The sequence below is a fragment of the Pseudomonas sp. Marseille-QA0332 genome (assembly GCF_054950175.1).
On sequence record NZ_CM143106.1, the window covers coordinates 2559789 to 2586553 of the forward strand.

The following is a 26765-nucleotide window of genomic DNA, read 5'->3' on the forward strand; positions in this document are numbered from 1 at the left end:
CAGAGGTGCGTATGAGCGAGCCCATTCGCCTGACCCAGTACAGCCACGGTGCTGGCTGCGGCTGCAAGATTTCCCCCAAGGTGCTGGACCTGATCCTCGCCGAAAGCGGCATCCAGGCGCCGGATCCCAGGCTCTGGGTCGGCAACGCCTCGCGCGACGATGCCGCGGTGTATGCGCTGGACGACGAGCGCGGGGTGGTCTCGACCACTGACTTCTTCATGCCGATCGTGGATGATCCCTACGATTTCGGCCGGATCGCCGCGACCAATGCGATCAGCGACATCTATGCCATGGGTGGCGACCCGCTGATGGCCATCGCCATCCTTGGCTGGCCGGTCAACCTGCTGGCCCCGGAAGTCGCTCGCGAAGTGATTCGCGGCGGACGGGCGGTGTGCGCCGAAGCCGGCATCCCGCTGGCCGGCGGCCATTCCATCGATGCGCCCGAGCCGATCTTCGGCCTGGCGGTCACTGGCGTGGTCAGCAAGCGCCATCTCAAGCGCAACGATACCGCCACCGCGGGCTGCCGCCTGTACCTGACCAAACCACTGGGCATCGGCATCCTGACCACGGCCGAAAAGAAGTCCAAACTGCGCGCCGAGGACCAGGGCCTGGCGCGCGACTGGATGTGCACCTTGAACACGCCTGGCAGCCGCTTCGGCAAGCTCCCTGGGGTCAAGGCCATGACCGATGTGACCGGCTTCGGCCTGCTCGGTCACCTCGTCGAGCTGGCCGAAGGCAGCGGCCTGACCGCCCAGCTGCGCGTCGCCGCCGTGCCGCGCCTGCCGGGCGTCGACCATTACCTGGCCGAAGGCTGCATTCCTGGCGGTACGCTGCGCAACCATGACAGCTACGGGCATAAGATCGGGCCGCTGAGCGACGACCAGAAGCACCTTTTGTGCGATCCACAGACCAGTGGCGGCCTGCTGGTGGCCGTCACCGTCGAAGGCGAGGCCGAGTTCCTCGCCGTCGCTTCGCAACTGGGGCTGGACCTGGCGCCGATCGGCGAGCTGGTCGAGCGACAGAGCCACGCGGTCGAGGTGCTTTGATGCGCGACGACTGCACCGATTTCCGCCGGCTGTTCCTCGAAGGCGCGCCGATGATGGACATGCGCGCGCCGATCGAATTCGCCAAGGGCGCCTTTCCCAACACGGTCAACCTGCCGCTGATGAACGACCAGGAGCGGCAGAAGGTCGGCACCTGCTACAAGCTGCACGGCCAGGCAGCGGCCATCGACCTGGGTCACCAGCTGGTCAGCGGCGCCAAGCGGGAGGAACGCATGCAAGCCTGGGCGGCATTCGCCAAGGCGCACCCGGACGGTTACCTGTATTGCCTGCGTGGTGGCTTGCGTTCGCAGATCGTTCAGCAGTGGCTCAAGCAAGCTGGCATCGACTATCCGCGGATCAAGGGTGGCTACAAGGCGCTGCGCAATTTCCTGCTCGACACGACCCTGCAGGCCGTGGAGCAGTGCGAGTTCGTGCTGATCGGCGGGCTGACCGGCACCGGCAAGACCGATGTGCTGCTGCAACTCGACAACGTGCTCGACCTCGAGGGGCATGCCAACCACCGCGGCTCGAGCTTCGGCAAGCGCGCCACCGCGCAGCCGGCGCAGATCGATTTCGAGAACAACCTTGCCATCGACATCCTCAGCAAGCGCGCTCGCGGCATCGAGCAGTTCGTGCTTGAGGACGAAGGCCGTATCGTCGGCAGCTGCTCGGTGCCGTTGGAACTGTACCAGGGCATGCAACGGTATCCGCTGGTATGGCTGGAGGACAGCTTCGCCAACCGGGTCGAGCGTATCTTGCGCGACTATGTGATCAACCTGTGCGCCGAGTTCGTCGAGCTGCATGGCGAGGACGAAGGCCGCCAGCTGTTCGCCGAGCGCCTGCGCCAGAGCATGGCGCGTATCCACAAGCGCCTGGGTGGCGAGCGCTTCCAGCGCTTGTCCGAGCTGTTGCACCAAGCACTCGAGCAACAGCTGCGCAGTGGATCGGTAGAGTTGCACCGGGGCTGGATCGAAGGCCTGCTCAACGAATACTACGACCCGATGTACGCCTACCAGCGCGAAGCAAAGGCCGAGCGCATCGAGTTCGCTGGCGACGGCGAGCAGGTGCGCGAGTATCTCCAGGCCAGGGCGCGAGGTGTTGACCCAAGGGGGTAACGGTCGGCGCCGTTTCCAGTACTCCTCATCCTACCGATGGCGCAGCCTGGCCTTTGCAGGAGCGGCCGTGCCAGCGAGGTGAGAACGGTGGTCGCCTGGCAGATCCTGGGCCGCATTGCGGCCCAGGCCCCTAGCACCACCCTGCCCCTCGATCTTCACCGCTCGGGATTCGCGATCCGCTCCAGCTCCACCGCGCGCGCACGGGTCATATCCAGCACGCACATGCCTGCGTCGAGTTGCGCCATCGTTCCGCCGCTGGCCTGGGCATGGAATGCACACTTGCCGTCACGGTAGGCGATCCACTGTCGCTGCACGTCGCGCAGTGTCTTCTGCTGCGACTTGTCGAGCTTGCCCATCAGCTGTTTGTAGACCCGGTTCAGTCTGCCATCCTGCTGCCTGGTCTCGGCCTGGATGCAACTGCCCATGGCCACGGTGCTGGAAGCCTTGTCCATGCACTGGGTGTAGCTCGGCGAGCTGTCGTCGGCCAGGGCTGGCGGCGCAGCCAGGATCAGCAGCAGGCTCAGACACGAGGTAAGGCGATGGTCCATGGAATCCTCCAAGTGATTGGTCATCGTGCATGACATTCAAGATCGCTACCTTTGCCGCTGCGCCGCGAAATGTCAAAGCACCTGGGACGGCTCCGCTGGCGCCAGGACCCGCTGCGGATCGAAGCGCAGCGAGGGCATCTGGGTCGCGGCATGGCAGGTGAAGGCCAGCACCAGCAGCAAGGCCATGTCCAGCCAGTGCCAACCTGGCATGTCGCTGGCCGCGCGCGCTTTCCAGCACCACCATCCCTGGCCCAGGCAGAAAACCAGGATGGCGGCCAGCCACAGCCAGAACCCGCCGCCGAGCCCGGTGACTGTCGCAAAGGCATAGCTCTGGTTATCGGGGAGGCGCTCGATGCCCAGACTGCTCGCTGCCAGGTACAAGGCCAGCAGGCCCGCCAGCAAGGCCAGCCGGCGCCAGCGTCGATGAACCAGGATAGCCACCGCCAGCAACGGATTGGCCAACCATTGGAACAGCCCGAATGGCATGCCCCATGGCCCGTAGATCAGCATCTGCAACGCCGGCATATGCGCGCCCCCACTCATCCGCGCGCCATCGAAGCAGAGTCCGAGCAGGTAGAGCGCCAGGCTGATGGCAAGGTAACGGGCAGGCAAGCGGCGCTCCATCGAGGTCATCGGGACGCCGACCATAGCGCACCTGTCGCCCGGATGACAGCATCGGCGCCAGGGCAGCCGACGCGCCAGCGACCGTCAGGCTACCTCGGCGCCTTCATCGGGCCAGTGTGGCTCGTTGGCCTCCAGCGGCGGCAGGCCATGGGCGGCACGCGCCGCATCGCAACTGGGGTTATGCATCCCGTCAACCCAGGAGGCCTCGAACTCCCGGCATGGGCTCGAGCGTTGCGCATAGATCGCGCAGGCGACCTGCTTGCCAATCTCGCCCTCAAGGCTGATGCAACGGCATGGCTTGCTGTCGGTACCGATCATGGCCACCCGGGTCGGGTTGATCTGCACCACCAGGTCATCGGGCACCAGCCCGCCGGCCGACTCGCACTCGCCCCAGAAGAAGGACACACGGAAATACCCGCAGCAGGCGCCGCAGTTCAAGCAAGGGTTGTATTCGGACATGATGGACAGACTAGGGAAGGTTGTGATTGTTCGGGTCTGCTTGCATGGCGATCAGGCAAGGACACCGCTGCTTGCCCTGCCCCAGCGCGACTCGAGCCGCGATGAGGTCGGACGGCAGACGGATCTTCTCATCCGAGCTGCAAAGCATCTGGCCCGCTGCTCTTTTTAATCCAACCTCGAGCGCCTGAGAAGAGGGGCTGGAAAAAATAGCTCACCGCTCGGCGCAAACACTCCGCAGGCTGCCCGACGCATGGCCTGCGCCGAACAGCCTGCTTGAACGATCATCCTTGACGACACGACTCAACCGGCGACTTCGGACTCGCTGCGCCCCACTGAGCGAGCGTCGGTGCGGAACATCTGGCGAATGCCGCGAACGGCCTGACGGATCCGGTCCTGGTTCTCGATCAGGGCGAAGCGCACATGATCGTCGCCATATTCACCGAAGCCGATCCCAGGCGATACGCAGACCTTGGCCTCGGCCAGCAACTTCTTGGCGAACTCCAGCGAGCCCAGGTGAGCGTACTGCGGCGGAATCTTCGCCCACACGTACATGGAGGCCTTGGGGTTCTCGACCATCCAGCCCAGCTCGTGCAGCCCTTTGACCAGCAGGTTGCGACGCTGGCGATACTGCTCGGCGATATCGCGCACGCACTGCTGGTCACCTTCCAGCGCGGCGATGGCCGCTACCTGCAACGGCGTGAAGGTACCGTAGTCGTGATAGCTCTTGATCCGTGCCAGGGCGTTGACCAGTTCGGGGTTGCCAACCATGAAGCCGATGCGCCAGCCGGCCATGTTATAGCTCTTGGACAGCGTGAAGAATTCCACCGCGATGTCCTTGGCGCCGGGCACCTGCATGATCGACGGCGCTTTCCAGCCGTCATAGACGATGTCGGCATAGGCCAGGTCATGCACCACCAGCACGTCGTACTGCTTGGCCAGGGCTACCACCCGCTCGAAGAAATCCAGCTCGACGCACTGCGCGGTGGGGTTGGATGGGAAACCGAGAATCATCATCTTCGGCTTGGGGATCGACTCGCGGATCGCTCGCTCCAGCTCGTTGAAGAAGTCCACCCCAGGCACTAGCGGCACCGAGCGCACTTGCGCGCCGGCGATCACCGCACCGTAGATGTGGATGGGGTAGCTCGGATTGGGCACCAGCACCGTATCGCCCTGGTCAAGGGTGGCGAGCATCAGATGGGCCAGGCCCTCCTTGGAGCCGATGGTGACGATGGCCTCGCTTTCTGGATCGATCTCGACCTGGTAGCGCTCCTGGTACCAGCGGGAAATGGCACGCCGCAGACGCGGGATACCGCGCGAGGTGGAATATCCGTGGGTGTCTTCGCGCTGGGCGACCTGCACGAGCTTGTCGACGATGTGCGGCGGGGTCGCGCCGTCCGGGTTGCCCATGCTCAGGTCGATGATGTCCTCGCCACGACGGCGGGCCGCCATCTTGAGCTCGGCAGTGATATTGAAGACATAGGGTGGGAGACGATCGATGCGCGCAAAACGGCGCGGCGAACCTTGTTCGGCCATGATTTCCTCGAGACGTAAGCGCCCGGAACCGTCCGAGCGACGCTGGCCGCTGCGGCGACCATGCCGAAAGATAATCTCGATCCAACAATCATGTAAAGGCTTATTTCCCGTTTATCAATCCATTTTAGGGTTTATCTCTCGATTCGATCGAATGACAACTGATCGCTCGAAAGATGCTTGCGCACCGCTCAGCGCCCCGGCAATCAGGCACCCATAAAAAAACCCTGGCACATTGGCCAGGGTTCTGGATACGGCAGGTGCCTGTATCAGCGCGCGTAGGTCATCAGCACATCGGACGCTGTCTGGCTGTCCACCGACATCATCACGCTCAATGCAGTGACGGTGAGAATGGAGAAGCCAAAGACCTTGCGCGCCCATTTGCTGTCGTCCTCGGCCTTGTAGCCACCCCAGGCCATGTACAGCCAGTACAGGCCCATGGCCGCGGCGACGGCCAGGTAGCCCAGGCCGGCGTAGCCGCCAAGGGTGAGCATCAAGGTGGCGAGCAGGAAGGCCAGCACATAGAGGACGATCTGCCTCTTCGCGGCAAGGATGCCACGAGCCACCGGCAGCACTGGAATCTTCGCCGCGCGGTAGTCATTGAAGCGGAAGATCGCGATCGCGAAGCTGTGTGGCATCTGCCACAGGCTGAACATCACCAGCAGGGTCACCGCAGCCAGGTCGAAACTGTTGCTCACGGCGCAGTAGCCGATCACCGGAGGCATGGCACCCGACAGGCTGCCTACCAAGGTGCCGTGCACCGAGCGGCGCTTGAGCCAGAGGCTGTAGAACCCGACGTAGATGACGAAGCCGGCCAGGGCGCAATACGCCGCCAGCGGGTTGGCCTGGACGTACAGCAGGGTGAAACCCGCTATCCCGAGCAGCGTGGCATAAGCCAGCGCGACGGGCAGCGACATCGCCCCCTGGACCATGGCGCGGTTCTTGGTGCGCTCCATCTTCTGGTCGATGTCACGGTCGATGCAGTTGTTGAACGCACAACCGGAGCCGACCACCAGGGAGGTACCCACGACCACGGCCAGGAACAGCGCGAAGTCCACATGACCCTGCGCGGCGAGGAAGAAGCCCCCCGCCACGGAAAGCACGTTACCGAAAATGATCCCCGGTTTGGTGATTTGGATAAAGTGCTTCAGGGACATGCGGTCTTTCCTCACTTGGCCAACATTTCATAGTGGATGCTGAACATGATCCACAGCGACAGGCCAACCAGCAGTGCGATCACCATGGTGGTGAACAGGAACGTCGACAGGTTGTTGCGCTGCGTCTTCGAACGGTCCATGTGCAGGAAGTAGAACAGGTGCACCACCACCTGGATGGCGGCCAGGGCCACCACGATCAGGACGGTCAGGTTCTTCGGCAGGCTCGGGTACATCACCAGACCGAAGGGAATCGCAGTCAGGATCACCGACAGGACGAAGCCGATGACGTACGACTTCACGCTACCGTGATTGCCTTCGTGATGAGTGTCGTGTGCATTGGCCATTACAGAACCCCCAGCAGATAGACGACGGTGAAGACACAGATCCAGACCACGTCCAGGAAGTGCCAGAACAGGCTCAGGCAGCTCATGCGGGTCTTGACGGTCGGGGTGATGCCTTGGGTGTTGATCTGGTACATCAGTACCGCCATCCAGATCAGACCGGAGGTCACGTGCAGGCCGTGGGTACCTACCAGGGCGAAGAAGCCCGACAGGAAGCCGCTGCGGTTAGGGCCGAAGCCTTCGTTGATCAGGTGATGGAACTCGTAGACTTCCATCCCGATGAAGCCTGCGCCGAACAGGAAGGTGACGGCCAACCAGCCCAGCACGCCCGCCTTGTTGCCCTTGAACATCTGCAGCATGGCGAAGCCGAAGGTGATGCTCGACAGCAGCAGCAGACCGGTTTCGACGGCCACGAAGGGCAGTTCGAAGATGTCATGACCCGACGGGCCGCCGGCAAAACTGCCGGACAGCACCGCGTAGGTGGCGAAGAGCGACGCAAACAGGATGCAGTCGGTCATCAGGTACAGCCAGAAACCGAAGACGGTCATCTGGCCCGAGTCGTGGTGGTGATCGTCGTGCCCATGGTCGTGACCATGAGCACCAGCGTTGATTACATGACTGGACATTGATTAAACCCGTTCAAACGTTTCGACACGAGCGCCACCGGTAGGCACGCCGGCGAGCTGCAGGGCCCTGTGGCGTTCACCTTCGATGCGCGCCACTTCCTCGGCCGGAACCATGTAGCCCTGGTCGTCACGCGCGGCGTGGCGAACGAAGACCGCAATGGTCGCGACCAGGCTCACGCCGACCAGCCACCAGATGTGCCAGATGAACGCGAAGCCGAAGACCGCCAGCAGCAGGCCCATGAACACACCAGTCGACGTGTTGTTCGGCATGTGGATCGGCTGGTACTTGGTCGGGACCTTGTACGCGACACCCGCTTCCTTGGCTTCATGCCAGGCATCCAGGCCGACTTTCTCCGGCATGGTGGCGAAGTTGTAGAACGGGGGTGGCGAGGAAGTCGACCACTCCAGGGTACGGCCGCCCCATGGGTCGCCGGTCACGTCCGGGTTCTGCTTGCGGTCGCGGACCGAAACGAACAACTGGATCAGCTGGCTGGCGATACCGCAGGCGATCAGCACGACACCGACCATGGCGACGTACAGATAGGGTTCCCACAGCGGGTTGTCGGTGTGGTTCAGGCGACGAGTCATGCCCATGAAGCCCAGCGCGTACAGCGGCATGAAGGTCACGTAGAAGCCGGTGATCCAGAACCAGAAGGCCGTCTTGCCCCACTTCTCGTTGAGGGTGAAGCCGAACGCTTTCGGGAACCAGAAGGCGAAGCCCGCGACGTAGCCGAAGACGGCACCACCGATGATGACGTTATGGAAGTGCGCGATCACGAACAGGCTGTTGTGCAGCACGAAGTCGGCGCCTGGAACCGCCAGCAGTACGCCAGTCATGCCACCGATCGAAAAGGTGACCATGAAGCCCAGGGTCCACAGCATCGGCGCGGTGAAGCGCACACGGCCCTGGTACATGGTGAACAGCCAGTTGAACAGCTTCACGCCGGTCGGGATCGAGATGAGCATCGTCGCCAGACCGAAGAAGGTGTTGACGCTCGCGCCGGCACCCATGGTGAAGAAGTGGTGCAGCCAGACCGCGAAGCCCAGCACGGCGATCGCACCCGATGCGTAGATCATCGCGTGGTGGCCGAACAGGCGCTTGCTGGAGAAGGTCGAAGTCACTTCCGAGAACACGCCGAAGGCCGGCAGGATCAGGATGTAGACCTCAGGGTGACCCCAGGCCCAGAACAGGTTGACGTACATCATCGGGTTTCCACCAAGTTCGTTGGTGAAAATGTGGAAGTCCAGATAACGGTCAACGGTCAGCAGAGCCAGCGCGGCAGTCAGGATCGGGAACGAAGCGACGATCAGCACGTTGGCCCAGGTGCAGGTCCAGGTGAAGATCGGCATGTCCATCAGCTTCATGCCAGGCGCGCGCATCTTGAGCACGGTGACCAGGAAGTTCACGCCGGTAAGCGTCGTGCCAAGCCCTGATAACTGTAGCGCCCAGATGTAGTAGTCGACGCCGACCCCGGGGCTGTACTGGATCCCCGCAAGAGGCGGATACGCGACCCAGCCGGTCTTGGCGAACTCACCAACACCCAGGGAGACGTTGACCAGGATCACGCCAGCCACCAGCAGCCAGAAGCTCAGCGAGTTCAGGAACGGGAAGGCAACGTCGCGAGCACCGATCTGCAGGGGCAGCGCCAGGTTCATCAGGCCGGTGAAGAACGGCATCGCCATGAAGATGATCATGATCACACCGTGGGCGGTGAAGATCTGGTCATAGTGTTCAGGCGGCAGATAACCTTCGGACCCGGCGGTGGCGAGGGTCTGCTGGGAACGCATCATGATGGCGTCGGCGAAGCCGCGCAGCAGCATGATCATGGCGACGATGATGTACATCACGCCGATTTTCTTGTGGTCGACCGAAGTCAGCCATTCGCTCCACAAGTAGTTCCACTTGCGGAAGTAGGTGATGCCACCCACGACAGCGATACCGCCGAGCGCGATCACGGCGAGCGTCACCATGACTATCGGCTCGTGGAAAGGTATCGCCTCCAGACTTAATTTACCGAACATCTCTTACTCCTCTGCCCCAGCAGCTGGTTGCATACTCGACTCCACACCCTTGGTTGTGGCCAGATCCTTGCTGCCTTCTTCATGGCTGACCGGCTTGCCACGGTTCATCCCCTCGTACTTGTCGACGATGGTCTGGAACAGGTCCGCCGGCGCCTCGCTGTACAGCGTGACCGGGTTGTTTTCGCTAGGCTTGGCCAGGGCTTGGTACTCGGCCTCCTCCAGCTTCTTCGGCGACTGCTTGACTTCGTTCACCCAGGCTTCGAAATCGGCTTGGGTGGTGGCGGTCGCCTTGAACTTCATGCCGGTGAACCCGGCACCGCTGTAGTTCGCCGAGATACCGTCGAACTCGCCGTTCTCGTTGGCGATCAGGTGCAGCTTGGTGGTCATGCCCGCCATCGCGTAGATCTGGCCGCCCAGGCCCGGGATGAAGAAGGAGTTCATCACGGCATCCGAGGTGACGCGGAAGTTCACCGGCGTGTTGGCCGGGAAGACGATCTTGTTGACCGTGGCGATGCCCTGCTCCGGATAGATGAACAGCCACTTCCAATCCAGCGCCACCACGTCGATCTGTACCGGCTTGACGTCGGAGTCGAGCGGACGATATGGATCGAGCGAGTGGGTGGTCTTGTAGGTGACGGTACCCAGCGCGATGATGATCAGGATCGGGATGATCCATACCGCGGCCTCGATCTTGGTCGAGTGCGACCAGTCCGGGGTGTACGTGGCGGCCTTGTTGGAAGCACGGTACTTCCAGGCGAAGACCAAGGTCATGATGATGACCGGAACCACGACCAGCAGCATCAGGCCGAAGGCGATCAGGATGAGGTTCTTTTGCTCAATGCCCACCTGGCCCTTCGGATTGAGAAGGGTCCAGTTGCACCCACTGAGTAAAAGCATGCCTAAAAAGGGCAAAATGCCAAACAGTCTGGGGTAACGCTTTTTACTCATCTCACGACCTCTAGATCAGCTTGCTTCAATGCAATTGTGTTTTGGTCGCCAACACTTCGTCCTGCCAAGCGTCAGCATTTGGGGCGAATCCGCTGATGCCAGGCGTCCGACTGCTGGACCAGGCATCGAGCGAAATTACGGTGCTATATGACTTCGTAGGCTAACGGCCTGTACTTCAACCAAGTCCGTTTGGTGCGAGAAAACGCGGAGGGGGGTCCGCCCGGTATCGCCGTTTGGCGAAACTTGACGAAGTCAGCAAAAAGGAGCCGTGGCTTCCTTCAATCCTGCGACTTGCAAGCAGTGCCGAACGGAAATTGGGGGCGATTGTAGATAGGTCGCCAACCCTTGACTATGACTTATTGAGCAACAGTCTTTTACAGAATGCGTAACAATACTGATCAAAAAATCAGCTTCGCGACAGTTTGTCGCACCCCCTCGGGGAAGCCTGCAACCCTTGCCAGGCAAGGCTTTCAGCGATTTCGGGGTGGTCAGGGCGAATAATTTCAACAAGGTTCGCAAGGGCAATCGACTTGCGTATTCGGCAACTTTGAACTAGGACCGTCGCCGGTTGCGATAGATGCCCAGCGGCACCAGCACCACGGTCAGGATGAACGCCAGCAACGCCCACTGCGCGAGGGAAAGACCGAGCAACGGCGGATACGGCGTGGTGCAGAAACCGTCCACCTGGAACATCAGCGGCCAGACCTTGGCTAGCGGCAGGTCATCGACGATGGGCTGCAAGGTGTCGATGCCGCAGCTTACCGCAGGGTTGGCGAGTATATACACATGGCGGCCAGCTGCAATGGCCCCGCCGATGGCGCTGAGCACCACCAGCCCTTCGAACAGGGTCACGCCGCCTGCGCGGGGCATGGCGGCGGCGACGAAGGCGAACACGGCGATCAGCAGCAATGCATAGCGCTGCAGGATGCATAGCGGGCAAGGCGCCTCGCCCAGTACCACCTGCATGTACAGCGCCCCGCCGATCAGCGACAGACAGATCACACCCAGCAGCACTAGGAAGCGCCGCTCACGGTTCAGGCGCGATGTTGGTTCGTTCATTGCCGTTTCCTTCGATGGACAGTAGCTGCGCTGGCCTGCGATCAGCGTGTGACCGGCACCAGCCGGCCGGGCATGAGTCTGCCTGTCGATCATGACCATTGGATGATTCGACGAAGCGGCGCCAGTTGCGCCGGACTATCCAGAGATGGCTCTGACCCGATGTCGGTCTGGCGGTTCAACTCGGCCGCGGAAAAAAGCAGCGCTCCGGAAGACGGGCAGGCGCAGGCCTCCTCGACACCGGAGTGAAGGATACAGGGATTGACGCAGGATTAAAGATGAAACCTGTTCTTGTTCAGCCTTCCCTCGCCTCTTTTCATCGACACAGCGTGTCATCTGCCAGCCAGCCCCTTCGCTGGCTTGCCTCTGGAAGACGCTCGGACGCCGGAACCTGCGACCGGCAGCGCATGCCCGAGCCAAGGCGCATGCGCTGGCAAGCCAGCTCCCCACGCCCGGCAATCGCCCTGCTCGCTTCGTCTCGATTACCCACGACGAGCGACGACCTGACACGGGGAACGGGCTTGCCAGCGCATGCGCCAGCCGCCGCCCTGGAGCAGACAGCGCTGCTCCGGGGCACTTGCTCACATCATTCCAGCGCCGCGGCCGGGCCGAAGAACTCGTAGCGGCTTTGTTGCTCTGGTACGCCCAGGCCCTTGAGATGACGCTTGATCGCGGCCATGAACGGCTTCGGCCCGAGGAAGTAGGCGTCCACATCGCGGTCATGCGGCAGCCATTGTTCCAGCCTTTGCTGGTCGATCAGCCCCAGGGCATCACCCTGACCACTGCCGTCGTCCTCGGCGTAGCAGTAGAAGCGCTTGAGCTGCGGATGGCGCGCGGCCAGCTCGTCGATCCGGTCGCGGAAGGCATGTACCGCACGATTTCGCGCGCAATGGATGAAATAGACCGGTCGCTCGCCCTGCAGGGCCGCGTCGAGCATGGCCAGGGTTGGCGTGATGCCGACGCCGCCACTGATCAGCACCAGAGGCTTGTCGCTGTCGGTCAGGGTGAAATCCCCGGCCGGTGGGAACAGAGGCAGGATATCGCCGACCTTGAGTTGGTCATGCAGGAAATTCGATGCCTTGCCGCCAGGCTCGCGCTTGACGCTGATGCGGTACTGCTGGCCATCGCCCAGCGCGGAGAGCGAGTAGTTGCGGCGCTGTTCACTACCCTCGATGAACAGTTGCACACCGATGTACTGGCCTGGTTCGGCCTTGAGCACAGGCTTGCCATCGACTGGCGCAAAGTAGAAGGACACGATCTCGCTGCTTTCCTGCTCGCGACGTACCAGGCGGAACTCACGGGTCCCGCGCCAGCCGCCCGGCGCCTCTTCCTTCTGCTTGTAGAGGGTCTCCTCGGCGCCGATGAGGATGTCGGCCAGCTGCTGGTAGGCCGCGCCCCAGGCTTCGATGACTGGCGGCGTGGCGATTTCCTCGCCCAGCACTTCCTTGATGGCGCGCAGCAGGCAACTGCCGACGATCGGGTAATGCTCCGGAAGGATCTGCAGGGCCACATGCTTGTTGATGATCTGCCCGACCAGGCCGCCGAGCTGCTCGAGCCTGTCGATATGCCTGGCATACATCAACACCGCATTGGCCAGCGCGCGTGGCTGGGCGCCACTCTGCTGGTGGGCCTGGTTGAACAGTGGTCGCACTTGAGGATACTCGGCGAGCATCATCTTGTAGAAATGCGTGGTCAGGGCTTCGCCACCGCTTTCCAGCAGCGGGACGGTTGCCTTGATGATGGCGCGTTGTTGGTCGTTGAGCATTGCGGTCACTCCCGAACGTGGAGATGTCGAAGGTTTGAACTGTGCAATACATCAACCGTGCCAACTTTCCGGCCCAATGAAACCGAGGTCTTGACCTTTAGCAAGTCAGAATGACCAGGACTGCTCTATAGTCATAAGGACCACACGGAGTCCTTATGACATCGAAACCCTTGCTTACCGCCCTGCTTCCCCTGGTCAGCGACCTGTCTCGCGACCTGCCGGACCAGGAACGCTATCGCCGGCTGCTGCAGGCCATGCGCGCCCTGCTGCCTTGCGATGCCGCCGCCCTGCTCAGGCTCGATGGCCAGTGGCTGGTGCCGTTGGCCGTCGACGGCCTGTCGCCGGATACCCTGGGGCGGCGCTTTCGCATCAGCGATCATCCTCGCTTCCAGATGCTGCTCAGCCGTCATGCTCCGACCCGTTTCGACAGTGACAGCGAGCTGCCGGACCCCTACGACGGTCTGGTCGATGCTCCCGAGGTAGACCTCCACGTACATGATTGCATGGGCTGCCCTTTGCTGGTCGACGAGCGTCCCTGGGGCCTGCTGACTCTGGATTCGCTCACTGCCGGTCAGTTCCAGGCCGTGGAACTGGATGCCTTGCAGGCGTTCGCCAGTCTCGCCGCGGCCACGGTCACGGTGGCCGAGCGGATCGAGCAGCTGGCCTTGCGCGCGGAGGACGAACACCAGCGCGCCGAGGTCTATCGCCAGGCCAGTGGGCAACAGCAACAGGAAATGATCGGGCAAAGCCCGGCGCACAAGCATCTGCTCGAGGAGATCCGCCTGGTGGGGCCAAGCGAGCTGACCGTGCTGATCACCGGCGAGACCGGGGTCGGCAAGGAGTTGGTCGCTCAGGCGCTGCACCAGGCCAGTGACCGGGCCGACAAGCCGTTGATCAGTCTCAACTGCGCGGCCCTGCCCGATACGCTGGTCGAAAGCGAATTGTTCGGCCACGTCCGCGGCGCCTTCACCGGCGCCCATGGCGAGCGACGAGGGAAGTTCGAGCTGGCCAATGGCGGCACCTTGTTCCTGGACGAAGTGGGCGAGCTTTCTCTGGTGGTGCAAGCCAAGCTGCTGCGCGTGCTGCAGAGCGGCCAACTGCAGCGCCTGGGCTCGGACCGCGAGCACCGGGTGGACGTACGACTGATTGCGGCGACCAATCGCGACCTGGCCGAGGAAGTGCGAAACGGCCGTTATCGGGCGGACTTCTACCATCGCCTGAGCGTCTATCCGCTGCGGGTGCCAGCCTTGCGCGAACGTGGTCGCGACGTGTTGCTGCTGGCTGGCTACTTCCTCGAACAAAACCGCTCGCGCATGGGCCTCAACAGCCTGCGCCTGAGCCCGGATGCGCAGGCCGCGCTGCTGGACTACGACTGGCCAGGCAACGTTCGCGAACTGGAACACCTGATCGGCCGCTCGGCGCTCAAGGCGCTCGGGCACCATTCGCAGCGTCCGCGCATTCTCACCCTGCAAGCCTGCGACCTGGACCTGCGTCCAGTCCAGCCTGCCGTGGCGAGCCAGGCCGTCGAGCCGGTGGCCGCTTCGGCGCCACTGGGCGAAGGCGGCCTGCGCCAGGCGCTGGATGACTACCAGCGGCAGCTGATCGAGGGCTGCCTGCAACGGCACGACTACAATTGGGCCGCGGCGGCTCGCGAGCTGGACCTGGACCGCGCCAATCTCAGCCGTCTGGCCAAGCGGCTGCGGTTGCGCTGATGGCCGGGCTAAAGCCTGGGGGAGGCAGGTCGATAACCCGGCATCCTGTTCATCGACGGAAGCCGAACACGCCATGACCCGAAACGCTCGCGCGGACGCCTTGTCGCTGCTGTTGTTCACCCTGCGCAGCGGCAAGCTGATGGCCATCAATCTGCTCAAGGTCAGCGAGATCATCACCTGCCCGGCATTGACCCGCCTGCCTGAATCGCACCCCCACGTACGTGGCGTGGCGACCCTGCGTGGCCAGCCGCTTTCGGTGATCGACCTGTCGCGGGCAATCGGCGAGCGGCCACTGGCCGACCCCCAGGGCGGCTGCCTGATCGTCACCGATATCAGCCGTTCGCGCCAGGGACTGCATGTCCAGGCCGTGAGCCGCATCGTCCACTGCCGCAGCACCGATATCAAGCCACCGCCCTACGCCTCCGGCAATCGCGCCTTCATCACCGGCGTCACACGGGTCGACGACCAGCTGGTGCAGGTTCTGGATATCGAAAAGGTACTCCAGGCCATCATGCCCCAGGACCTGGCGCTGCCCAGCGGCGAGCTGGACCGCGAGCAGGCCGCCCTGCTGGCAGCCGCCAACATCCTGGTGGTGGACGACAGTCAGGTCGCCTTGCAGCAATCCACCCACACCCTGCGCAGCCTGGGCATCGAATGCCACACGGCACGCAGCGCCAAGGAGGCGATCGATGTGCTGCTGGCGCTGCAAGGCACCGAGCGGGAAATCAACATCGTGGTCTCGGATATCGAGATGTCGGAGATGGACGGCTATGCCTTTACCCGCAGCCTGCGGGAGACCCCGGATTTTCAGCATCTCTACGTGTTGCTGCACACCTCCCTGGACAGCAGCATGGCCGGCGAGAAAGCCAGGTTGTCCGGGGCCAACGCCATCCTGACCAAGTTTTCCTCACCGGAGCTCACCGACTGCCTGGTGACGGCGGCGCGGGCGGTGGTCTTCGCCGAGCGGTGATATATTCAGCGACAAACTTGTCGAGCCAACCCGGGAAATGGTCCCGGCATAATCCGGGCTCATGAATGTACAACAGGTGCCTCGCATGAAACCGTCCTCTCTGTTGCTGCTCGTCTGCGTATTGTCGTCCCCCCTCGCCCACGCCTCCAGCGAACAGGCCTGGAACGAGCATCGCCAGCAGGTGCTCAAGGCCTGCCTGGCGGCGAGCCAGTTCAAGGATGCCCATGTACGTGGCAAGCCCGTCGAATTCGAAGATCAGGTCGGCTATAGCGCCCTGCTGCTCGAGGGCACCTATCCGCAGAAACACATGCAAAAGCGCACCGGCACCGAGCTGTGCCTGTTCGACAAGCAGCACAAGCGGGCCTACGTCAGTGAATGGGACAGTACGCTGCGGTAGCCATCCTGGCCTGCGGTCGAGCCAGGGAGTGGCTCAAGCACGCGGCTTGGCCGGCAGGCCTACTTTTCACGACGGGTATTTTTGCTTTTTTTGTAATAGTGCTTATTCAGCTCGACCCTGTTTCAAACTCGCTGCCGGGTTTAACTTAGCGCTGTCGAATCAATACTTGCAGTGCAAGAAGGTAGTTTCAAATGTCCAACAGTATGGGTGTTGCCAGCGTATTCGTTCTGTCTTCCCTGTTGTTGTCGCCCCTGGCCATGGCGGAAGAGTCGCCGGCCTTCGTCGCGCGTAACGCACAACTCTCCGCCGTTCGCGAACAGGTCCGCGAAGCCGTCGCCGGACAACCGGTCGATGCCGCCAAGGACGCGCGACAGACCGCTTCCAAGGGCGTCGTCGAGCAGGGCGTCGACAGCTGAGAGACGCCGCGCCAATGGCGCCATGTCAAGGCCAAGGTCGGACATGAGGCGTGACGATGTGTTAGTTTAAGAAAGGCCGCTGGGCAACCAGCGGCCTTTCTTTTATTTGCAGGTAGTGCCCGCCACATCAGTTCGCCCCTGACGGGAAAGTTGTCGGGCAGAGAACAAGAACTACCTCACCGTCAGACCAGAGGAGCTTGTACTGGTGTCCATCGCGTTTCGCTTCACCCCGCTTTTCGTTGCAATGGCTGCAACGATTCCTTGCACAGCCCAGGCCGATGACCAGCAGTCTGAGGGGTTCATCGAAGGTGCCTCGCTGAACGTCAACGCACGCAATGCGTACTTCAATCGCAACCAGCTCAACCCCGGTAATCGGGACAACCGCGAATGGGGCCAGGGTTTCATCGCACGCTTCGAGTCCGGCTACACGCCCGGCACGGTCGGCTTCGGTCTGGATGCCCATGCCATGCTCGGCATCAAGCTCGATGGCGGTGGCGGTCATGCCGGCAGCAGCATCCTGCCGCCGCACTACAAGGATGATGGCGAACTTGGCAAGGCACCGGGAACCTTCTCCACGGCGGGCGCAGCCGTCAAGTTCAAGGCCTTCGACACGGAGCTGAAGGCTGGTGACCTGTTCCTGACCAATCCGGTGATCGCAGGTGGCGAAACCCGCATGCTGCCGCAGACTTTCCGTGGCGTGAGCCTGACCAACCAGAGCATTGCTGGCCTGCAGCTCGAAGGCGGCCAGGTGAGCTTCACCAAGCCCTACAACCAGAGCGGCCAGCGTCGCATCGACACCTTCTATGGCACCCTGGCCGAGGGCAGCAAGAGTCATCATCTGAGCTGGCTGGGCGCCTCCTGGAGCGGCACGCCGAACATCACGAGCAACCTGTATGCCGCCGAACTGAAGGACATCTGGAACCAGTACTACTTCGACTTCGACTACACCCATGTGGTCAACGACCTGGTCAGCCTCAACCCAGGCCTGCACTTCTACCACACCCAGGACACCGGCCAGGCCCTGCTGGGCGATATCGACAACAATACCTACAGCCTGCATTTCACCGTCAATGCCGGCCATCATAGCCTCACCGCCGCCTACCAGCGGGTCAACGGCAATACGCCGTTCGACTACATCAACCAGGGCGACAGCGTGTTCCTGGACAACTCGCGGATGTACTCGGACTTCAACGGCCCCAACGAGCGCTCCTGGAAGCTGCAGTACGACTACGAGTTCTCCGGGCTCGGCTTGCCAGGCCTGAGCACTACCCTCTCCTACTCGCGCGGTAAATTGGATCTGACCAAGGCCGACCGTGACAGCAGCGGGTATGGCCACTGGTACAGCCCGGACGGCAAGGACGCTCGTCACTGGGAGCGTGACCTGGACGTGAAGTATGTGATTCAGGAGGGCGATTTCAAGGACCTGGCCGTGCAGCTGCGCTACGCCAGTCACCGTGGCTCCCAAGGTTATTCCTGGGTCGACAATGACGTGGACGAGTATCGGGTGATCGTCGATTATCCGTTGAACATCTTCTAGACACACCGGCGGCCGGCGTCGCGGCACACTCGAGCGGCCGCGACCGAAGCTGTCTTCCATTCCGTCGGACAACCGTTTCCGCGGTTGTCCGGCCGTGCTTCGCTTCCTTAGAATACCGCCGCCGCGTATGAAGCCTTGCCCTCACGGACGACGGGCTTATGCAGTAGCGACCATGCCTACCCGAACCCCGCGTTGCGCCGTGTACAAGTCCGATCCCGTGCTGTTCCTCAACCTGGGCAGCGGCCTCGCCGTGCTCGCCATCCTGGCCATCGTCGGTCTGTTGCTGGTGCGCGAGCGCGACAGCGTCGTGCAGTCGTCCATGCGATCGGCCGGCAACATCGTCCAGCTCATCGAAAGCGACATCGTGCGCAATGTCGAACTGTACGACCAATCGCTGCGCGAGCTGATCTGGGCCATACGTCAGCCAAGCGTGCTCGTCCTGCACGAAGCGGTACGCCATCGGATCCTGTTCGACCGCGCCTTCGCCAAACCGGTCCATGGCGACATCTTGTGGATCGATGCCCAAGGCAACGTGGCCGGCGACTCCACCAGCGTGGTGCCACGCACAGCCAACTTCGCCGACACTCCGGTCTTTCAGCGCCACCGGGACAACCGCGACCTGGGTTTGCTGGTCGGCCCGCCGTTCAAGGCACGCCTGGGCGATCTGGACTGGTGCATCAGCTTCAGCCGGCGCATATCCGGGCCAGACGGCGAATTTGCCGGCCTGGCTGCCGGCGCCATGCGGCTGTCGTATTTCAGCCAGCTGTTCCAGCGCCTGGATATCGGCCAGCACAGCAACATCGACCTGCTCAACACCGACGGCCAGCTGCTCGCCCGCCAACCGGCACGGCCCGGCGATCCAGCGGTAGGTACCGACCTCAGCCAGCAAGCGGACTTCAAGCGCATCCTGAACGAGCCCAGCGCAAGCTTCACCACGCACCCGGGCGATGGCCAGGCCGAGCGCATCCATACCTTCGCCCGGGTCGCCGATCTACCTCTGATCGTGCTGGTGACGCAGTCTTCAGAGGATATTTTCCAGGTCTGGCAGCGTACCGCCTTGCTCGTCGGCATCGCGACCGGCGTGCTGTGCCTGGGCATTCTCTGGCTGACCCGCTTGCTGGGCCGGGAGCTGCGCAGACGTCATCGTGCCGAACAGGACCTGGCCAGGCTCGCCATCACCGACAGCCTCACCGGGTTGGCGAACCGCCGTCAACTGGACCAGGTACTCAGGCGCGAATGGGCGCGCGCGCAGCGCAATCGCAAGCCGCTGGCGGTATTGATGGTGGATGTCGATCATTTCAAGGCATTCAACCAGCGTCATGGCCATGCCGGTGGGGATCAAGCGCTGCGCGAAGTAGCCAGGACGATCGAGGGTTGCATACGCCGGCCGGGCGACCTGGCCGCCAGGTATGGAGGAGAAGAGTTTCAGGTGGTCCTGCCGGAAACCGAACTGGGCGGGGCCTTGCTGCTGGCTGAACGCATTCGCGCCAGTATCGAGGCCCTGCCCGTGTTCGGCGATGACTCACGGCCGGTTACCGTGAGCATCGGCGTCGGCCTTCATGTACCCGGACGCCAGCAGGACCTGACGTGGGTACTGGGCGCTGCGGACGCAGCCTTGTACAGGGCCAAGGCGGGCGGTCGCAATCGCGTCGAGGGGCCGTGACTCAGGAGCGGGCGCGAGCCTGGTCGCGCAGCGCCTTGACCTGGTCATGGTTGCGCTGCACACCTTGCAACTGGCGTTCGACCAGCGCGTAGGGGCCGCTTGCCGCGGCAGTGGTAGCGGTAGTACCGCTCAGCGTGGTGTCGCCCAACGAGGTGGTACCGACGCCAGAGGTGACGGTGGTATGACCGACCGCTACATCGCCATGGCCAAGCTTGGCCAGCTTCTCGCGTGCATCCTTGTATGCCTTGAGCGCAGCGTCTTCCCCACGCTCGAGCTCTTCGAGCACGGCCTTGTCGTCCTTGCCGGTCAACATCGACTTGAGGTTTACCCAGCCACGGTGCAGGTCACCAGTGATGCTGGTCGAGGTCTCCGGATCGCCACCAAGGCGACGCACTTCGGCCTGCAGTTCGCTCACGGCACTGGAGCAATCGCTTGCGCGCTGGACGCAGAACGCCTTCAGCTCCGGATTCTTGACATCATCGGCCGCTTCCTTGAAACCTTTTTCGCCGTCCTTGCTGTACTCGATCAGGTTGTTCAGTACGTCGATCACTTCTTTGCTTGAATTGCTCATTGCACGAACTCCGTGGCAGGTGATAGTCCCCATGAACGGAGCAGGCTTCGTGCCAGCTTTGACTGAAAACCAAAATCCTTAAAAATCAATAAGTTGTGTAACCGCCTGCGTCCCCCTGGCTTGGCTTTCTGCATGATGGCCGCTTTGGCTATCATGCACTTTGCAGTATCGTGACCGCTTTGCCTGCGAAGGTCGCCGCATGAATCCCCAAACGCTGGAACTGCTCGTCACCCGCAGCATGCCGTTCGGCAAGTATCAGGGACGGGCCATCGCCGACTTGCCTGGCGACTACCTGGCCTGGTTCGCTCGCAAGGGTTTCCCTGGCGGAGAGCTGGGCGGCCTGCTGGCCTTGATGCACGAGATCGATCATAACGGCCTGGGCGAGCTGTTGACGCCATTGCGGCGCAAGCACCCAGGCGGACGGTCCACGCCAGGCTGAAGTGGCCTGGCGCTCGGCCAGGCCGCTCGATTCAGGGCGCGACCGGGGCGACGGTCATCTCGACCTTTTCGCTGCGCTTGATCAGCGCGTAGATCACCCCGGTCAGCAGACTACCGGCCAGGATCGCCAGCAGGTAGAGCAGCGCATGGTTGATGGCGTTAGGGATCAACAGCACGAACAACCCGCCATGCGGTGCCATCAGCTTGCAGCCGAAGTACATGGTCAACGCCCCCGTCAAGGCGCCGCCGGCGATGCTGGCCGGAATCACCCGCAATGGATCCTTGGCCGCGAAGGGAATGGCGCCTTCGGAAATGAAACATAGCCCCAGGACCAGGGCCGCCTTGCCGGCCTCGCGCTCGCTCTGGGCGAACTTGCGCCGGGCCAGGAAGCTGGCGATGCCCAGGCCGATCGGCGGCACCATGCCAGCGGCCATGGTGGTGGCCATTGGCGCATAGCTGGCCGAGGCCAGCAGCCCGACCGAGAAGGCATAGGCCGCCTTGTTGATCGGCCCGCCCAGGTCCACGCACATCATCGCGCCCAGCACCACGCCCAGCAGCACCGCGTTGGTGGTGCCCATGCTGTCGAGGAAGTGAGTCAGCCCTTCGAGCATGGCCGCCACGGGATGGCCGACCACATAGATCATCACCAGCCCGGTGAACAGGCTGGCCAGCAGCGGAATGATCAGGATCGGCTTGAGCGCCTCCAGGCTGCTCGGTAGCCGGGCCCAATGGCTGATCGCCTTGGCGCTGTAGCCAGCCAGGAACCCCGCCACGATGCCGCCAAGGAAACCCGCCTCGAGATTGCTGGCCAGCAGCCCGCCGATCATGCCGGGCGCCAGGCCCGGACGGTCGGCGATGGACCAGGCGATGTACCCGGCCAGCAGCGGCACCATCAGCTTGAATGCGGCCTCGCCACCGATCTGCATGAGCGCGGCGGGGAGCGTGCCGGCCTGCTTGTAGGCCTCGATGCCGAACACGAACGACAGGGCGATCAGCAGCCCACCGGCGACCACCATGGGCAACATGAAGGACACGCCGGTCAGAAGATGCTTGTAGACGCCACTCTTCTCGCTGCTTTTGGCCGGGCCACTGGTCGCCTCACCAGGGCTTTCCAGTCGCCCCTCGGTTAAGGCCTTGTCCAGCGTCGCGCGGGACTGCTTGAGCGCGACACCGGTGCCACAGCGGTAGATGCGTTTGCCGGCGAAGCGCGCCGTGGGCACCTCGATATCGGCCGCCAGCAGCACCACGTCGGCTTCGGCAATGGCCTCGGCCGACAGTGGATTGCGCGCTCCGACCGAGCCTTGGGTTTCCACCGTCAGTTGGTAGCCGGCCTGGAGCGCGGCCTGTTGCAACGCCTCGGCGGCCATGAAGGTATGCGCGACACCGGTCGGGCAGGCCGTGATCGCGACGATCCTGGGTGCCTTCGGCTGGGTCTGCGCCGCGTCCGACACCGCCAGCACGCTGGCATTGGCAACCGCCTCGTCGAGAAAACGTTCGCGGTCGGCCAGCGCCTGCGCGGGCGTGCTCTGGTAGATCGGCTTGCCGGCGAAGCGACTGAGGTCGACCGGCCCGGTATGGACCACCAGCACCCAATCGGCCGCTTCGATATCCGCAGCCTCCAGCCGCTGCCCAGCCTGTTGCGCATCCTGGATCTCGACCTTCGTGGCCCAGCCACGCGCCTGGGCGCTGGCCGCCAGCAGGCGGGCGCTGAGCAGACTCGATACCTGGCCGTTGGGGCAGGCAGTGACAATGACGATGTTCATCGGCAACCCTCTTGTTGCTCTGTCAATTGCACGCCGGCTTGCAGACGCTCCAGCTGTTGCTGGTCACGGATGCCGAAGCCGACCTGGGTCACCGCCTGGGCGGCAATCGCCGTGGCGCGACGCAAGGTCTGCCCGGCAGCCTCGCCAGCGAGCAGGCCGTGGACCATGCCGGCCACCAGCGAATCGCCAGCACCCACGGTGCTGGCCACATGGACCTTGGGTGGCCGAGCATGCCAGGCGGCCCCCGCGGTGAACCAGCTCACCCCCTCCTCGCCTCGCGACAGCACCACGTGCTCGATACCGCGTTCGAGCAACTGCCGGGCGGCCTTGTGCTGAGCGACGGGCCCATCCAGCGGCCCGCCATGTACCTCGGCCAGTTCCTCGACATTGGGCTTGACCAGCCAGGGCGCGGTGTCCAGGCCCACGCGCAGAGCCTGGCCACTGCTGTCCAGGATCACTTTCAAGCCCTGCCCGCGCAGCTGCAGCAGCAACTGGCGGAACCACTCCAGGTCGATGCCTCGCGGCAAGCTGCCGGCCACCACCACCGCGTCATGCCCGGGAGCCAGCTGCTCCAGGCGACGCGACAGTGCGATCTGCGCGGCCTGGTCGACCTCTGGTCCCTGGCCATTGATATCGGTGACCCGGCCAGTGGCCTCGACCAGCTTGATGTTGCTACGGGTTTCCCCAGGTACGCGGACAAAGCCATCGGCAAAGCCGCGCCAGTCGATCAGCGACTCGAAAGGCGCCAGGTTGTCGCGCCCGAGAAAACCCGCCACGGTTACGCTGTTGCCCAGGTCGGCCAGCACCTGGGCAACGTTCAGCCCCTTGCCGGCGGCATGGGTGAGCTGCCCCTGGCTGCGGTTGACATGCCCTGGACGCAGCACGTCGAGATCGACGGTCAGGTCCAGCGCCGGATTGAGGGTAAGCGTTAGAATCCTGGCCATTACTGTTTCTCCACCAGTGCCCGGACCGCTTGGGCGCTGTCTTGCTGCAAGGCTTCGCGCGCAAGGGCGCGGGCCGCCTGATAATCGGTTTCGCGCACCAGCGCCTTGACTTCGGGAATGCTCCTGGCAGCCACGCTCAGTTCATCGACGTCCAGGCCCAGCAACAGCGCGACCGCCTGCGGATCGGCGGCCAACTCGCCGCAGACACCGACCCACTTGCCCTCGGCATGCGCCGCCTGCACCGTCATGTCGATCAGCCGCAACACTGCCGGATGCAGGCCATCGGCCTGCGCGGACAAACTGGCATGGCCCCGGTCGATGGCCAGGGTGTATTGGGTCAGGTCATTGGTGCCAATGCTGAAGAAGTCCACCTCGCGTGCCAGCTGCGTAGCCAGCAACGCGGCCGAAGGCACTTCGACCATGATGCCCAGCTGCAGGTCGGCCACGGGTATGTCCTGACGCAGGCGCTCGACCAGGGCGCGTGCCTCGCGCCACTCGTGGACCTGCCCGACCATGGGGAACATGATCCGCAAGGGGCGCGAACCGGCCGCCTGCAGCAAGGCCCGCAGCTGGTCCTCCATGACCTGCGGACGCTGCAAGGTCAGGCGCACGCCACGCACCCCCAGGAACGGGTTTTCCTCGGCGGCGATCGGCCAGTAGGGCAACGGCTTGTCACCGCCGACATCCAGGGTGCGCACCACCAGCGGACGTCCGTCCAGGCCGTCGAGCACGCGACGGTATTCCGCCTCCTGGGTGGCCACGTCCGGCGCCTGGGCATGCGCCATGAAGATCAGCTCGGTGCGCAGCAGGCCGATGCCCTCGGCTCCTTGCTCGATGACCTTGTCCAGGCCGCTGCTTTCGCCGATGTTGGCAAAGACTTCGATGGCATGCCCGTCACGGCTGATGGCCGGCTCCAGGCGTTTGGACCAGGCTGCCTGCAGGCGGCGTTCGCGCCGCTCACGCTCGGCCAGCGCCCGCTCGAGCTCGCTGCTCGACGGCGCGACGACGACCCGGCCACGCTGGCCATCGAGCAACAGGGGCGTGCCAGGTTCGATCAGCAACACCGACTCGCCGGCGCCCACCACCGCCGCGATGCCCAGCGCGCGGGCGACGATGGCGCTGTGCGCGGTGGCCCCGCCGTGGGCGGTCAGGATACCGGCCACGCGGGCCGGATCCAGGCGGGCGACATCGGAAGGGCCGACTTCGGCCATGACCAGGATATACGGCTGCTGCGGTTCGGCCTGCTCGGCAACGCCACACAGCTGCTCGAGCACCCGCCGACCGACGTCGCGCAGGTCGGCGGCGCGCTCGGCCAGCAAGGCATCATGCAGTGCTTCCTGCTGTTGGGCTGCCGCCTCGATCACTGCCATCCAGGCGGCCGCGGCGCTTTCACCGCGCTCCAGGCGCTGGCCGACCTCATCGGTCAGGCCAGGATCGGCGAGCATTTCCTGGTGGGTGACGAAGATCTCGGCAATGGCCTTGTCGCTACGCTCGACCAGCACTTGCAGCTGCGCGGCGACCGCGGCCAGGGCCTGCTGCAGCTTCAGTCGCTCCTGGCCTGGCGACTCGCCACGCACCGGATAATCGATGGCGCGCTCGACCCGCAGGTGCGCCGGACCACTGGCGATGCCAGGCGCGGCAGCCACACCCTGGACCTGGCTGCCCAGGACCGGTGCAGTGACGACGCTGGTTGGGGGCGACACCTGCGACGCGGCCGCATCGACCCTTGGCTTTTGTTCGGCGAGCGGCTCCACCGCTTCGCCCAGGCCTTGTTCGATGGCCGCCAGCAGAGCGGGCAAGGCATCGTCGGCGATAGCCGGCTCGGCGCTCAGTTCCAAGGTCTGCCCACGCTGAGCGCCGAGGCTCAACAGCTTGCTCAAGCTTTTCGCCGAGACCGCCGACTGCCCGCTTTCGACCAGGCGCACCCGCACATCCCCATTGAAGCTCTTGGCCAGCTGGGCCAGCACCTTGGCCGGCCGGGCATGCAAGCCATGCGGGTTGGCCAGGACGATCCGTGCGCTCGGCCAGTCGGCGGGAACCTCCTCGCCAAGCACCTCGAGCACCGCGCGGCTGCTGGTGGCCTGGTAGAGCATCTGGCCGCGGCCCTCGATCAGCACCTGGCAGAGCCGCTCGAGCAGCGCCTGGTGCGCAGCGCCCAGGCTGGCCAGGCAGAACAGACCGTTGAGTGGCTGCCCGTGCAAGGACAGTGGACGCTGGGCGGTGACGAAGGCCAGGCCCGGCTGACGTACCTGGCGCTCGCTGTGCAGCCACCACAAGCCTTCGCCCAAAGGCAGCGGCTCGGCCTGTTGCAGCAGCCCGGGAAAGCTGTCCTCGACACAGCCGGCGCGCTGCAGCAAACGCGCGCCACGCCAGGCCAGCTCATGGAAATCCTCGGCGTTCTGCTGCAAGCCGATCAGTTGCGCATCGAGCGCCAGTTCCTGGGGCGCACCCTGCAACAGCTTGAGCAGCGCTTCGGCCGACTCGGCCTGGCGCAATGCCTCGGCCAGGTCCGTCTCGCCAAGGGCGCGGGTCAGCAGCTGCAACAGGCGCAGGTGTTCGTCGGAGCGGGCAGCGATGCCGATCGCCAGGTATACCCGCTGCCCGTCGCCCCAGTCCACGCCATCGGGGAACTGCAACAGGCGCACACCGGTGGCGAACACCAGATCACGGGTTTGTGGGGTGCCATGGGGAATGGCGATCCCTTGGCCAAGGAAGGTGGAGCCTTGTGCCTCGCGGGCCTGGAGGCCCTCCAGGTAGCCAGGTGCGACCAGGCCGTCGGCGACCAGCAGGTCGGCGAGCAGACGCAGCGCTGCGGGCTTGTCGGTGGCCACCTGGCCCATGGCTATCTGCTCTTTGGCGAGCTCGAGCATGACCTTCTCCTTTACAGTACCAACGTGCAGTACACCGGTATTGTTGTGAGTTTTGCGCAAAGGACCAGTTCGGGATCCTTGGCAGGCATTCGATAAAAAGGGCAGGAAACGCCTGCTGAATCGTTTAATCTGATTAACCGGCCACGTTACTCGATAATCTGCCAGCGAAAAAGCCCCAGCGTGTCGGACAATTGCGACAATGGTCGCCTGCGCAGGCGTGGGTCGATGAGCAAGACTGTCGCGTCAGACA

Annotated in this window: 24 protein-coding genes; 9 read left to right on the forward strand and 15 right to left on the reverse strand. The window is 63.6% G+C overall.

Annotated features, from left to right (window positions below; translation table 11 throughout):
* Positions 1-11: 11 nt before the first annotated feature.
* Positions 12-1046 carry a selenide, water dikinase SelD gene (selD, locus tag ACY8GK_RS11915; RefSeq protein WP_196177123.1) on the forward strand — a complete coding sequence of 345 codons (1035 nt, stop codon included), beginning with the start codon at positions 12-14 and terminating at the stop codon, positions 1044-1046.
* Entirely contained in the window at positions 1046-2158 is a 1113-nt protein-coding gene (gene mnmH, locus ACY8GK_RS11920; protein WP_196177121.1) for a tRNA 2-selenouridine(34) synthase MnmH, read from the forward strand. Before selD ends, mnmH begins: the two co-directional genes overlap by 1 nt.
* A gap of 155 nt (positions 2159-2313) precedes the next feature.
* Here the strand turns inward: mnmH and ACY8GK_RS11925 are convergent, their stop codons facing one another.
* The 11 genes from ACY8GK_RS11925 to hmpA form a co-directional block, all read right to left on the reverse strand.
* Positions 2314-2706, reverse strand: coding sequence for a lysozyme inhibitor LprI family protein (locus ACY8GK_RS11925; RefSeq protein ID WP_462401329.1), 393 nt, complete (start codon positions 2704-2706; stop codon positions 2314-2316).
* 72 nt (positions 2707-2778) lie between these two features.
* Positions 2779-3318: a hypothetical protein gene (locus ACY8GK_RS11930; RefSeq protein WP_196177117.1), complete on the reverse strand. Its 540-nt coding sequence runs from the start codon at positions 3316-3318 to the stop codon at positions 2779-2781.
* Between the two features lie 96 nt (positions 3319-3414).
* Positions 3415-3789 (reverse strand): YkgJ family cysteine cluster protein, encoded by a 375-nt coding sequence (locus tag ACY8GK_RS11935; protein WP_196177115.1) that lies wholly within the window; start codon positions 3787-3789, stop codon positions 3415-3417.
* A 300-nt stretch (positions 3790-4089) separates the two neighbouring features.
* The gene (gene alaC / locus ACY8GK_RS11940) at positions 4090-5322 is read right to left on the reverse strand and encodes an alanine transaminase (RefSeq protein ID WP_196177113.1); all 1233 of its coding nucleotides are present in this window, start codon (positions 5320-5322) and stop codon (positions 4090-4092) included.
* A 266-nt stretch (positions 5323-5588) separates the two neighbouring features.
* On the reverse strand, positions 5589-6476 hold the full coding sequence (gene cyoE / locus ACY8GK_RS11945; RefSeq protein WP_196177111.1) for a heme o synthase: 888 nt from the start codon (positions 6474-6476) through the stop codon (positions 5589-5591).
* Positions 6477-6487: 11 nt separating this feature from the next.
* Entirely contained in the window at positions 6488-6820 is a 333-nt protein-coding gene (gene cyoD, locus ACY8GK_RS11950; protein ID WP_196177109.1) for a cytochrome o ubiquinol oxidase subunit IV, read from the reverse strand.
* Complete coding sequence (gene cyoC / locus ACY8GK_RS11955; RefSeq protein WP_196177107.1) at positions 6820-7443, reverse strand: cytochrome o ubiquinol oxidase subunit III; 624 nt, start codon at positions 7441-7443, stop codon at positions 6820-6822. The genes cyoD and cyoC overlap by 1 nt, the downstream gene beginning before the upstream one ends.
* 3 nt (positions 7444-7446) lie before the next feature.
* A complete protein-coding gene (gene cyoB, locus ACY8GK_RS11960; RefSeq protein ID WP_462401330.1) occupies positions 7447-9465 on the reverse strand; it encodes a cytochrome o ubiquinol oxidase subunit I in 2019 nt (672 codons plus the stop codon).
* A 3-nt stretch (positions 9466-9468) separates the two neighbouring features.
* Positions 9469-10413: a ubiquinol oxidase subunit II gene (gene cyoA, locus ACY8GK_RS11965; protein WP_196177103.1), complete on the reverse strand. Its 945-nt coding sequence runs from the start codon at positions 10411-10413 to the stop codon at positions 9469-9471.
* A gap of 552 nt (positions 10414-10965) precedes the next feature.
* Positions 10966-11472 carry a disulfide bond formation protein B gene (locus ACY8GK_RS11970; RefSeq protein ID WP_196177102.1) on the reverse strand — a complete coding sequence of 169 codons (507 nt, stop codon included), beginning with the start codon at positions 11470-11472 and terminating at the stop codon, positions 10966-10968.
* A 583-nt stretch (positions 11473-12055) separates the two neighbouring features.
* Positions 12056-13234 (reverse strand): NO-inducible flavohemoprotein, encoded by a 1179-nt coding sequence (hmpA, locus tag ACY8GK_RS11975; RefSeq protein WP_462401331.1) that lies wholly within the window; start codon positions 13232-13234, stop codon positions 12056-12058.
* Between the two features lie 155 nt (positions 13235-13389).
* Here hmpA and norR point away from each other — a divergent pair, with 155 nt between their 5' ends.
* From norR to ACY8GK_RS12005, 6 genes are all read left to right on the forward strand, one after another.
* The gene (gene norR, locus ACY8GK_RS11980) at positions 13390-14946 is read left to right on the forward strand and encodes a nitric oxide reductase transcriptional regulator NorR (protein ID WP_462401332.1); all 1557 of its coding nucleotides are present in this window, start codon (positions 13390-13392) and stop codon (positions 14944-14946) included.
* Between the two features lie 73 nt (positions 14947-15019).
* Positions 15020-15916, forward strand: coding sequence for a chemotaxis protein (locus ACY8GK_RS11985; RefSeq protein ID WP_196177096.1), 897 nt, complete (start codon positions 15020-15022; stop codon positions 15914-15916).
* Positions 15917-16001: 85 nt separating this feature from the next.
* Positions 16002-16313, forward strand: a complete 312-nt coding sequence (locus ACY8GK_RS11990) for a hypothetical protein (RefSeq protein ID WP_196177094.1) — start codon at positions 16002-16004, stop codon at positions 16311-16313.
* A gap of 191 nt (positions 16314-16504) precedes the next feature.
* Positions 16505-16729, forward strand: coding sequence for a hypothetical protein (locus tag ACY8GK_RS11995; RefSeq protein ID WP_196177091.1), 225 nt, complete (start codon positions 16505-16507; stop codon positions 16727-16729).
* A gap of 205 nt (positions 16730-16934) precedes the next feature.
* Positions 16935-18266: an OprD family porin gene (locus tag ACY8GK_RS12000; protein WP_462401333.1), complete on the forward strand. Its 1332-nt coding sequence runs from the start codon at positions 16935-16937 to the stop codon at positions 18264-18266.
* A 172-nt stretch (positions 18267-18438) separates the two neighbouring features.
* On the forward strand, positions 18439-19929 hold the full coding sequence (locus ACY8GK_RS12005) for a GGDEF domain-containing protein (RefSeq protein WP_462401334.1): 1491 nt from the start codon (positions 18439-18441) through the stop codon (positions 19927-19929).
* Between the two features lies 1 nt (position 19930).
* On the opposite strand, the gene ACY8GK_RS12010 is transcribed toward ACY8GK_RS12005, so the two are convergent.
* The gene (locus ACY8GK_RS12010; protein ID WP_196177086.1) at positions 19931-20500 is read right to left on the reverse strand and encodes a ferritin-like domain-containing protein; all 570 of its coding nucleotides are present in this window, start codon (positions 20498-20500) and stop codon (positions 19931-19933) included.
* A 199-nt stretch (positions 20501-20699) separates the two neighbouring features.
* On the opposite strand from ACY8GK_RS12010, the gene ACY8GK_RS12015 reads away from it, so the two are divergent.
* Complete coding sequence (locus ACY8GK_RS12015; protein WP_196177084.1) at positions 20700-20939, forward strand: DUF3820 family protein; 240 nt, start codon at positions 20700-20702, stop codon at positions 20937-20939.
* Positions 20940-20970: 31 nt separating this feature from the next.
* Here the strand turns inward: ACY8GK_RS12015 and ACY8GK_RS12020 are convergent, their stop codons facing one another.
* Genes ACY8GK_RS12020 through ptsP form a run of 3 tightly spaced genes read right to left on the reverse strand, consistent with a single transcriptional unit; the run spans position 20971 to position 26515 of the window.
* Positions 20971-22701, reverse strand: a complete 1731-nt coding sequence (locus tag ACY8GK_RS12020; protein WP_196177082.1) for a PTS fructose-like transporter subunit IIB — start codon at positions 22699-22701, stop codon at positions 20971-20973.
* Entirely contained in the window at positions 22698-23645 is a 948-nt protein-coding gene (gene pfkB / locus ACY8GK_RS12025) for a 1-phosphofructokinase (RefSeq protein ID WP_196177080.1), read from the reverse strand. The genes ACY8GK_RS12020 and pfkB overlap by 4 nt, the downstream gene beginning before the upstream one ends.
* Positions 23645-26515 carry a phosphoenolpyruvate--protein phosphotransferase gene (gene ptsP / locus ACY8GK_RS12030; protein ID WP_196177078.1) on the reverse strand — a complete coding sequence of 957 codons (2871 nt, stop codon included), beginning with the start codon at positions 26513-26515 and terminating at the stop codon, positions 23645-23647. Before ptsP ends, pfkB begins: the two co-directional genes overlap by 1 nt.
* Positions 26516-26765: the final 250 nt, after the last annotated feature.